A 9,036-nucleotide genomic window follows, 5' to 3' on the forward strand; every position below is an offset into this window, starting at 1 on the left:
CGGTCTTAGTAGACGCGGCAGAGGACTTCGCCACCAACGTTCAGTTCGCGGGCAGCGGTGTCAGACAGGACGCCCTTGGGCGTGGACAGGATCGCGATACCGAGGCCGTTTTTGATCGGCTTCAGATCTTTGATCGACGAATAGACGCGACGACCGGGCTTGGACACGCGGGCGATTTCCGCGATGACCGGCTGACCGTCGAAGTACTTCAGTTCGATTTCGAACTGCGGGAATTCACCCGGCACTTCGAGCAGCTCGTAACCGCGGATGTAGCCTTCGTCCTTTAGGACGTCGAGCACGCGGGCGCGCAGCTTGGACGCGGGGGTGAGCACCTTCGAACGCTGGCGCTGGGCGGCGTTCTTGATGCGGGCGATCATATCGCTCAGGGGATCAGAGATGAACATGTGTGTGATCTTCCCTTACCAGCTGGCCTTGGTCATGCCGGGGATCTGACCTTCATTGGCCAGCTTGCGCAGGCTGACGCGGCTCATCTTGAGCTTGCGATAGAAGGCGCGCGGACGTCCGGTGACTTCGCAGCGGTTGCGGATGCGGGTGGGTGCCGAGTTGCGGGGCAGCTTGGCGAGGGCAAGACGAGCTTCGAAGCGCTCTTCCAGGGGAAGGGATTCGTCAACAGCCGCCGCCTTCAGCGCAGCGCGCTTGGCAGCGTATTTGTCAACGAGCTTCTTGACCATCTCGTTACGGTTTACAGCCGATTTCTTAGCCATTGTTCTGTACCTTTCCCCTTACGAAATGAACGGGAACTGGAAGTGCTTCAGGAGAGCCTTGGCTTCCTTGTCGCTCTTCGCCGTGGTGCAGACAACAATGTCCATGCCCCACATCTGGTCGATCTGATCGTAGTTGATTTCCGGGAACACGATGTGTTCCTTCAGGCCCATGGCGTAGTTGCCACGACCGTCGAAGGAGTTACCGTTCAGGCCACGGAAATCCTTCACGCGCGGCAGCGCGATCGTGATCAGGCGGTCCAGGAATTCATACATACGGTGCTTGCGCAGCGTCACCTTGGCGCCGATCACCATGCCTTCGCGCAGCTTGAAGCCGGCGATAGACTTACGGGCCTTGGTTTCAGCCGGCTTCTGACCGGTGATAGCCGCCAGGTCCGCGATCGCGGCCTTGACCTTCTTGGAGTCGGCAACGGCTTCGCCGATACCCATGTTCACGACGATCTTGTCGAGCTTGGGGACCTGCATTTCGTTGGTGTAGCCGAACTCTTCCTTCAGCGCCGCGCGGATCTTGTCCTGATAGACGGCCTTGAGGCGCGGGGTATAAGCTTGATCAGCCATTGATGACCTCACCGGTGCTCTTGGCGAAGCGCACCTTCTTGTCGCCTTCGACGCGGAAACCGACGCGGGTCGGCTTGCCGTTGGCGTCAGCCACGGCGACGTTCGAAAGGTGAAGCGAGGCTTCCTTGTTGATGATGCCGCCTTGCGGGTTCGTTTGCGAAGCGCGCGTGTGGCGCTGAACGATATTGATACCCTGAACGACGACGCGGTTCTCGGTCGGGAGAACCTTCAGGACGGTGCCGGTGCGGCCCTTGTCCTTGCCCGTCAGGACGACGACCTTGTCGCCCTTCTTAACCTTCGCAGCCATTAGAGGACCTCCGGCGCCAGCGAGATGATCTTCATGTGGTTCTTGGCGCGCAACTCGCGCGGAACCGGCCCGAAGATACGGGTGCCGATGGGCTCACCCGACTTGTTCACGATCACAGCGGCGTTGGTGTCGAAACGGATCACCGACCCGTCCTTGCGCTGGATGTCTTTCGAGGTGCGCACGACGATGGCGCGCAGAACGTCGCCCTTCTTCACGCGGCCACGGGGGATCGCTTCCTTAACCGAGACGACGATCAGGTCACCCACCGAGGCGTAACGGCGCTTGGAGCCGCCCAACACCTTGATGCACATGACCCGGCGCGCGCCCGAATTATCGGCAACGTCCAGATTAGTTTGCATCTGAATCATAATTCAAACTTTCGAATGGTTCGGATCAGAAACCGGCCGGCAAGCCGTCCGTTTTATGATCCGGGTTCATCTGTACGGACAATCCGAAGCTCGAAGCGGTTCTTCGCTTCGGATTGCGTTTTTTCAGAGAATTTCGCGGGCTTGCGCCCCCGAAAATCACGAAGGATTCCGAGGAAGCGGGCCTTAAACCCTATTTCCTCCGAATAAGCAAACAGAAAAATGCTCAACGAAGCCGTTCCGCCCGTCTGGGGTGGAGGTTCCGTGAGCATCTCTCCGGTTCAACGTCTGCGAAGGGTATTCCGCGAAATCCCGAAGGCAGGCGGAACCGGATCGCAAATGTCAAAAGACCGAAACCCGGAAAGCTCTAAACAGCCTTACGGGTCTCTGATGTCTTAGGCTGCGTCCTTGGGAAGCACTTCCCAGGTCTTCAGCTTGGACTTCGGCGCGCACTCGATGATACGAGCGACTTCGCCAGCCTTGTAGGTGTTGTTCTCATCGTGAGCGTGGTAGCGCTTCGAAACGCGCACCGGCTTCTTCAGAACCGGGTGCAGAACGGTACGCTCGACCTTCACGACGATGGTCTTGTTGCCCTTGTCAGAAACAACCAGACCTTCAAGAATGCGCTTGGGCATGGTCTATTCCTTTAGGCAGACTTCTGAGTGGTCAGAAGCGACTTGATGCGCGCGATGTCCTTGCGGACTTCGTTCACACGGTGGGTCTTCTCCAGTTGGCCGGTGGCCTTCTGGAAACGAAGGTTGAACTGTTCCTTCTTGAGGTTCAGCAGTTCTTCCTGAAGCTGATCGGGGGTCTTGCCCCGCAGGTCGGCAATCTTGGTCATGGTCCTTACTCCGCCGCAATGCCGGCGTCGAGACGGGTCACGACGCGGGTACGAACCGGCAGCTTGGCCGCGCCGAGGCGCAGAGCTTCACGGGCGATGTCGTCCGCGACGCCGTCGATTTCAAACAGGATACGGCCGGGGGCCACGCGGGCCGCCCAGTAATCCACGGAACCCTTACCGGAACCCATCCGGACTTCTGCGGGCTTGCCCGTCACGGGCAGGTCCGGGAAGATACGGATCCAGACGCGGCCCTGACGCTTCATTTGACGCGTGATGGCCCGACGGGCGGCTTCGATCTGACGGGCGGTCAGGCGCTCAGGCTCGACCGTCTTCAGACCATAGGAACCAAAGTTCAGCGTGTAGCCGCCCTTGGCATTACCGTGGATGCGGCCCTTGAAGGCCTTACGGTATTTTGTGCGCTTAGGAAGCAGCATAGCGATCAGGCCTCCTTATTGTTGCGATCGCGGCGCGGGCCACGGTTGTTACGCTCGCCGCGCTCCGGACGCTCGTTCGACGACGGGCCCGAGGCTTCCTGCGACCAGCGCTTGTCCTGGGCCATCGGATCGTGCTCAAGGACTTCGCCCTTGAAGATCCACACCTTGACGCCGATGATGCCGTAGGTGGTCAGGGCTTCGGCAAAGCCGAAGTCGATGTCCGCACGCAGGGTGTGCAGCGGCACGCGACCTTCACGGTACCATTCCATACGGGCGATTTCCGCCCCGCCGAGACGACCCGACAGGTTCATACGGATGCCCTTGGCGCCCAGACGCATGGCCGACTGGATCGAACGCTTCATGGCGCGGCGGAAGGCCACGCGGCGCTCCAGCTGCTGAGCGATGGATTCGGCAACCAGTTGCGAATCGACTTCCGGCTTGCGGACTTCAACCAGGTTCAGGAACACTTCGCCTTCGGTGAGGGCGGAGATGTCCTTACGCAGCTTGTCGATGTCCGCACCCTTCTTGCCGATCACCACGCCCGGACGGGCGGCATAAATGGTGATGCGGCACTTCTTGTGCGGACGCTCGATGATGATGCGCGACACGCCGGCGGCGTTAAGCTTTTCCTTCAGTTCCTTACGGATCTTCAGGTCCTGGTGCAGCAGCTTCGCGTATTCCTGACGGGCGGCGAACCAGCGCGAGTCCCAGGTACGGTTGACGCCAAGGCGCAGACCGATCGGATTGACTTTCTGACCCATTAGGCAGCCTCTTGACCAAGTTCACGGACGACGATGGTCAGTTCCGAGAAGGGCTTCAGGATACGCGACGAGCGACCGCGGGCGCGGGACGCAAAGCGCTTCATGACGATGTTCTTGCCCACATAGGCCTCGGCGACAAACAGGTTGTCGATGTCGAGGTTGTGGTTGTTTTCGGCGTTCGAAATCGCCGAATACAGGGCCTTGCGAACGTCGCCGGCGATGCGCTTGTGCGAGAACTCAAGCTCGTTGAGCGCGCGCTGGACCTTTAGGCCGCGGATCGACTGGGCCACCAGGTTCAGCTTGTAAGGGCTGATGCGGATGGAGACCAGCTTGGCGCGGGCTTCGGTCGGCTTTACGCGGCGAGGATTGGACGTTTGCGACATGGCTTACTTCCTCTTCGCCTTCTTGTCAGCGGCGTGACCGGGGAAGTTCCGCGTGGGCGAAAATTCACCGAGCTTCATGCCGACCATGTCTTCCGACACCAGCACCGGCACGTGCTTCTGACCGTTATAAACACCAAAGGTGAGCCCCACAAACTGGGGCATGATGACAGAGCGGCGCGACCACGTCTTGATGACGTCCTTGCGACCGCCGGCCTGAGCCGCTTCCGCCTTCTTAAGAAGGTGGCCATCGACAAAGGGACCTTTCCATACGGAGCGAGCCATGGATTAGCGAGCCTTCTTGAGGTGACGCGAGCGGATGATGAACTTATCCGTCGCTTTGTTGGTACGGGTCTTGCGGCCCTTGGTGGGCTTGCCCCACGGGGTGACCGGGTTACGACCGCCCGAGGTGCGGCCTTCACCACCACCGTGCGGGTGGTCGATCGGGTTCATGGCCACACCACGAACGTGCGGACGCCAGCCCTTGTGACGGGCGCGACCAGCCTTACCCAGGCTTTCGTTCATGTGGTCCGGGTTGGACACGGCGCCGACGGTGGCCATGCAGGTGTCGAGCACCATGCGCAGTTCACCCGAACCCAGACGGATCTGGGCGTAACCGGCGTCACGGCCAACGAGCTGGGCATAGGCCCCAGCCGAACGGGCCAGCTGACCACCCTTCATGGGCTTCAGCTCGACATTGTGGATGATCGTACCGACCGGCAGCGAACGCAGCGGCGCGGCGTTACCCGGCTTCACGTCCACCTTTTCCGAGGCGATGATGGTGTCACCAGCCTTGAGGCGTTGCGGGGCCAGGATGTAGGCCTTTTCGCCGTCGGCATAGTTGATCAGCGCGATGAAGGCGGTGCGGTTCGGGTCATACTCCAGACGCTCCACCGTACCGGCCACGTCGAACTTGCGACGCTTGAAGTCGATGATGCGATAGAGCTTCTTGGCGCCGCCGCCACGGAAGCGGACGGCCACGCGACCGCCGGCACCACGGCCGCCGGACTTGGTGAGACCTTCGACCAGAGCCTTCTCAGGACGGCCCTTGTGCAGCTCGGAACGGTCAACGAGAACCAGTTCGCGACGACCGGGCGAGGTGGGGTTGAATTGCTTCAAAGCCATTGTTCAATCCTCTCCTTACAGACCGGTGGTGATGTCGATGGATTGGCCCTCTTCGAGGGTGACAATCGCCTTCTTGACATCGTTGCGACGGCCCATGATGCCCTTGAAGCGCTTGGTCTTGCCCTTCGTGACAACCGTGTTCACCTTGACAACCTTGACGTTGAAGAGGGCTTCAACGGCCGAGGCGATCTCGTCCTTCGAGGAGTCGAGCGACACCTTGAAGACCACCTTGTTCTGTTCAGACAGAACGGTCGCCTTTTCGGTGATGTGCGGCGCCAGGATGACGTCGTAATTGCGGATAGTAGCAGCCATAACTTAGGCCTCCACTTTGAAGCGGGCTTCGATCGCTTCCACCGCCGACTTCGTCAGAACCAGCGTCTGGCGGCGCAGAACGTCATAAACGTTCAGACCGGCCGACGGCAGGACGTCGATGTTCGGGATGTTGCGCGAAGCAAGCGCGAAGTTGGTGTCAACTTCCGGGCCCGCGATGATGAGAGCGTTCTTCAGGCCCAGCGTTTCGAACTTGGCACGAAGCGCGGCGGTCTTGGCCGTGTCGAGCGTGGCCTGATCGAGAACGATCAGCGCACCGGCCTTGGCCTTCGAGGACAGGGCGTGACGCAGACCCAGAGCGCGAACCTTCTTTTGCAGGTCGAAGGCGTGCGAGCGAACGACCGGACCGAAGGCGCGCGAGCCGCCGACGAATTGCGGCGCACGGCGCGAACCGTGACGGGCGCCGCCGGAGCCCTTCTGCTTGTACATCTTCTTACCCGTGCGAGAATTCTCGTTGCGGGTCTGAACCTTGTGCGTACCGGCGCGGCGCTTGGCCAGTTGCCAGTTGACGACGCGGGCCAGGATGTCGTTGCGGATCTCTTCGAGGCCGAAAACGGCGTCAGAGACGTCAACCGAACCGGCCGTGCCGTTGTCGAGAGTGATAACGTCGAGTTTCATGATTATTCAGCACCCTCTTCTTGAGCGGGCGCTTCCTCAGCTTGAGCCGGAGCGGCGGCCGCCTTCTTGAGGCCGGCCGGGAACGGCAGAGCCTGCGGGGCCGACTTCTTCACGGCGTCGCGGATCTTGACGAACGAGCCTTCCGCACCGGGCACAGCGCCACGGATGAAGATCAGGCCGCGCTCGGCGTCGATGCGAACGACTTCGAGGTTAAGCGTCGTGACGGTTTCCACACCATAATGACCGGCCATCTTCTTGCCGGGGAAGGTGCGGCCCGGATCCTGACGGTTACCCGTCGAACCGTGGGCGCGGTGCGAGACCGACACACCGTGGGTGGCGCGCATACCGCCGAAGTTCCAGCGCTTCATGGCACCGGCAAAACCTTTACCGATGGTCGTGCCCTGAATGTCAACGCGCTGACCTTCGACGAAGTGATCGGCCGAGAATTCAGCGCCGACTTCGACGAGGGCGTCTTCGGAGACGCGGAACTCGGACAGGATGGCCTTGGGCTCAACCTGAGCCTTGGCGAAGCGTTCACGCTCAGGCTTGGAAACGTTCTTGGCCTTGCGGGTGCCGGCACCCAGTTGCAGGGCGGTGTAGCCGTCCTTGTCCTTGGTGCGCTGGGCCACAACCTGGCAGCCTTCGAGCGAAAGGACGGTGACGGGGACGTGCTGGCCTTGCGCGTCGAAATAGCGCGTCATGCCGAGCTTTTTGGCGAGGAGACCTGTTCTCATGACCGGGCCCCTTAAATCTTGATCTCGACGTCCACACCGGCGGACAGGTCGAGCTTCATCAGCGCGTCAACGGTCTGCGGGGTGGGATCGACGATGTCCAGCACGCGCTTGTGCGTGCGGATTTCGAACTGTTCACGGGACTTTTTATCGACGTGCGGCGAACGGTTCACGGTGAAGCGCTCAATCAGCGTCGGCAGGGGGATCGGCCCCCGGACGGTAGCACCGGTGCGCTTGGCCGTGTTCACGATTTCACGTGTGGAATGGTCCAGCACGCGGTGATCGAAGGCCTTGAGCCTGATGCGGATATTCTGACGATCCATATCGCTCTTATTCCAAGTTAAGGGGTTGCGTATCCCGCGTCCGTTGAACCATTTCAAAGACCAGCTTCGATCCAAAAACAGAGACCGACGCGTTATCCGCAAAAACAAAGCCGCGCAGCGTGAGCTGCGTGGCCATTCGGAAAGTCTGGAAGCGTCACCTTATATATAAAGACGAGGCCGCCGACTTAATTTCGTAATATGCGGACCGCGTATGAAGCGTGAACCTCACGGCCGATCCAACAGAGGTGGCGTATATGCCGAAGGAGTCGTCCCGCGTCAACCCCTGCAACTATAATTCTTTGCGTGTTTAAGCCGCTACGTCGTTGGTGGCCGGTGCCGGGGTGCGCAGACGGCTTATACCGCGACGCAAGAGCGCCTGAAAAGCGTCACGTTTGCCCTTGGGCTCGGTTTCACAGGCGCGGATGGTGCGCAGACGACGTTGCACGCTGAGACGAAGCCGCCCCAGTTTTTCACGCGCGGCGGGTGACAGGGCGACCACCGCATCGACCAGAACGGTCATCAGGCTGGTGCGCGATTCGATCGTCCCTTCCAGACACACCCGCGCCGGAGAGGTCAGGGTGTGTTTGTAGCATTCGCCGCCCGCGCCGAAATCAATCTGGGTCACGCCCATCTCTGCCACGTGCTGCATGATGCGCAGCGACAGCAGGATGCCGGGGCTGTAGCGATAATAGCTTTCGGCATAGGCCGGGAACCAGAAGTGCAGACAGGCGTCGCGCATCAGGCAAATTTCCGCCGCCACCAGCACCGGTTCAGGGCCGCTGACATCGCGGAACACCCCTACCCTCAGCCCGAACCCTTCGTCCTGACGTTTGGCGAGCTGGCTCAGAAGATTGAGCGTCCAGCCGCAGCCGAACACGTCGTGCATGCCGGAACGGCTATATTGCTGGCGCTTCTGGTCGATGACCCATTGCAGCAGGTCGGGCGTGACGCGCTCAAAGCTGAAGGCGAAGCCGCCGAAGTCCTTTTCGACATTGCGCTGGCAGCGGCCGACATTTTTATAAAACTTGTGATGCTGCGCCTTCTGGCGCGCCAGATAGGCGTCATAGCCGTCGCTCAGGTCGGCAATCTGCGTGATCGCCTCAATGGTGCGGGCGTGGACCTTATCCGCCGTCATCTCCCCGACCCAGCCCATGAATTCGAGGCGGTTCGCCTTGAGGCTGCGCAGCAGCAGGGGATAGTCCACTACAAACCCGGTATCGGCAATGACGCCGTGATAGTCGGTCAGGGGGGCGCCCAGCGGCTGAAGCGTGCGACCGCGCACCTGATAGGGCAGATAGCCGGCGACCTGCCCCTGCTCATCATAAAGACGCGCTATGTGGGCATCCGGGACGCTCTGGCCGATGTCCATGACGTAGCGCACGTCGAAATAGGGCCCGATCAGGTCAGGCCGCCGCGAAGTAAACCCTTCCCAGGCTGCAATATCTTCGGGCGTAAGCGCTTCGGGCGCGACGCTTTCGATGCGTGTCAGTCTGGCCATACGGCTCCCCAGTGCGTGCATG

At 60.7% G+C, this 9,036-nt stretch carries 17 protein-coding genes; all 17 read right to left on the reverse strand.

Features of this window, described 5'->3' with window-relative positions:
- Window positions 1-5: 5 nt before the first annotated feature.
- The 17 genes from rpsH to EM6_RS05905 all read right to left on the reverse strand — a co-directional run bounded on the left by rpsH (window position 6) and on the right by EM6_RS05905 (window position 9,014).
- Window positions 6-404, reverse strand: coding sequence for a 30S ribosomal protein S8 (rpsH, locus tag EM6_RS05825; RefSeq protein ID WP_126420976.1), 399 nt, complete (start codon window positions 402-404; stop codon window positions 6-8).
- A 15-nt stretch (window positions 405-419) separates the two neighbouring features.
- A complete protein-coding gene (gene rpsN / locus EM6_RS05830) occupies window positions 420-725 on the reverse strand; it encodes a 30S ribosomal protein S14 (RefSeq protein ID WP_013478471.1) in 306 nt (101 codons plus the stop codon).
- A gap of 18 nt (window positions 726-743) precedes the next feature.
- Window positions 744-1,301, reverse strand: a complete 558-nt coding sequence (gene rplE, locus EM6_RS05835) for a 50S ribosomal protein L5 (protein WP_126420978.1) — start codon at window positions 1,299-1,301, stop codon at window positions 744-746.
- On the reverse strand, window positions 1,294-1,608 hold the full coding sequence (gene rplX, locus EM6_RS05840; RefSeq protein WP_126420980.1) for a 50S ribosomal protein L24: 315 nt from the start codon (window positions 1,606-1,608) through the stop codon (window positions 1,294-1,296). Before rplX ends, rplE begins: the two co-directional genes overlap by 8 nt.
- Window positions 1,608-1,976 (reverse strand): 50S ribosomal protein L14, encoded by a 369-nt coding sequence (gene rplN, locus EM6_RS05845; protein WP_013478468.1) that lies wholly within the window; start codon window positions 1,974-1,976, stop codon window positions 1,608-1,610. The genes rplX and rplN overlap by 1 nt, the downstream gene beginning before the upstream one ends.
- Window positions 1,977-2,368: 392 nt before the next feature.
- Window positions 2,369-2,608 carry a 30S ribosomal protein S17 gene (gene rpsQ, locus EM6_RS05850; protein WP_013478467.1) on the reverse strand — a complete coding sequence of 80 codons (240 nt, stop codon included), beginning with the start codon at window positions 2,606-2,608 and terminating at the stop codon, window positions 2,369-2,371.
- 11 nt (window positions 2,609-2,619) lie between these two features.
- A complete protein-coding gene (gene rpmC / locus EM6_RS05855) occupies window positions 2,620-2,814 on the reverse strand; it encodes a 50S ribosomal protein L29 (protein ID WP_013478466.1) in 195 nt (64 codons plus the stop codon).
- Window positions 2,815-2,819: 5 nt separating this feature from the next.
- Complete coding sequence (gene rplP, locus EM6_RS05860) at window positions 2,820-3,248, reverse strand: 50S ribosomal protein L16 (RefSeq protein WP_013478465.1); 429 nt, start codon at window positions 3,246-3,248, stop codon at window positions 2,820-2,822.
- A gap of 5 nt (window positions 3,249-3,253) precedes the next feature.
- Window positions 3,254-4,009: a 30S ribosomal protein S3 gene (gene rpsC, locus EM6_RS05865; RefSeq protein WP_013478464.1), complete on the reverse strand. Its 756-nt coding sequence runs from the start codon at window positions 4,007-4,009 to the stop codon at window positions 3,254-3,256.
- A complete protein-coding gene (gene rplV, locus EM6_RS05870) occupies window positions 4,009-4,392 on the reverse strand; it encodes a 50S ribosomal protein L22 (protein WP_013478463.1) in 384 nt (127 codons plus the stop codon). Before rplV ends, rpsC begins: the two co-directional genes overlap by 1 nt.
- Before the next feature lie 3 nt (window positions 4,393-4,395).
- The gene (gene rpsS, locus EM6_RS05875; protein ID WP_013478462.1) at window positions 4,396-4,674 is read right to left on the reverse strand and encodes a 30S ribosomal protein S19; all 279 of its coding nucleotides are present in this window, start codon (window positions 4,672-4,674) and stop codon (window positions 4,396-4,398) included.
- Window positions 4,675-4,677: 3 nt separating this feature from the next.
- Window positions 4,678-5,514 (reverse strand): 50S ribosomal protein L2, encoded by an 837-nt coding sequence (rplB, locus tag EM6_RS05880; RefSeq protein WP_013478461.1) that lies wholly within the window; start codon window positions 5,512-5,514, stop codon window positions 4,678-4,680.
- A 15-nt stretch (window positions 5,515-5,529) separates the two neighbouring features.
- Window positions 5,530-5,826, reverse strand: coding sequence for a 50S ribosomal protein L23 (locus EM6_RS05885; protein ID WP_107874122.1), 297 nt, complete (start codon window positions 5,824-5,826; stop codon window positions 5,530-5,532).
- 3 nt (window positions 5,827-5,829) lie between these two features.
- Entirely contained in the window at window positions 5,830-6,462 is a 633-nt protein-coding gene (gene rplD / locus EM6_RS05890; RefSeq protein ID WP_126420982.1) for a 50S ribosomal protein L4, read from the reverse strand.
- A gap of 2 nt (window positions 6,463-6,464) precedes the next feature.
- The gene (gene rplC, locus EM6_RS05895; RefSeq protein ID WP_013478458.1) at window positions 6,465-7,196 is read right to left on the reverse strand and encodes a 50S ribosomal protein L3; all 732 of its coding nucleotides are present in this window, start codon (window positions 7,194-7,196) and stop codon (window positions 6,465-6,467) included.
- Between the two features lie 11 nt (window positions 7,197-7,207).
- A complete protein-coding gene (gene rpsJ / locus EM6_RS05900; RefSeq protein WP_006273890.1) occupies window positions 7,208-7,516 on the reverse strand; it encodes a 30S ribosomal protein S10 in 309 nt (102 codons plus the stop codon).
- Window positions 7,517-7,823: 307 nt separating this feature from the next.
- Window positions 7,824-9,014 (reverse strand): GNAT family N-acetyltransferase, encoded by a 1,191-nt coding sequence (locus EM6_RS05905; protein ID WP_172961143.1) that lies wholly within the window; start codon window positions 9,012-9,014, stop codon window positions 7,824-7,826.
- Window positions 9,015-9,036: the final 22 nt, after the last annotated feature.

The organism is Asticcacaulis excentricus (assembly GCF_003966695.1).
GTDB classification, from domain to species: Bacteria; Pseudomonadota; Alphaproteobacteria; order Caulobacterales; family Caulobacteraceae; genus Asticcacaulis; species Asticcacaulis excentricus_A.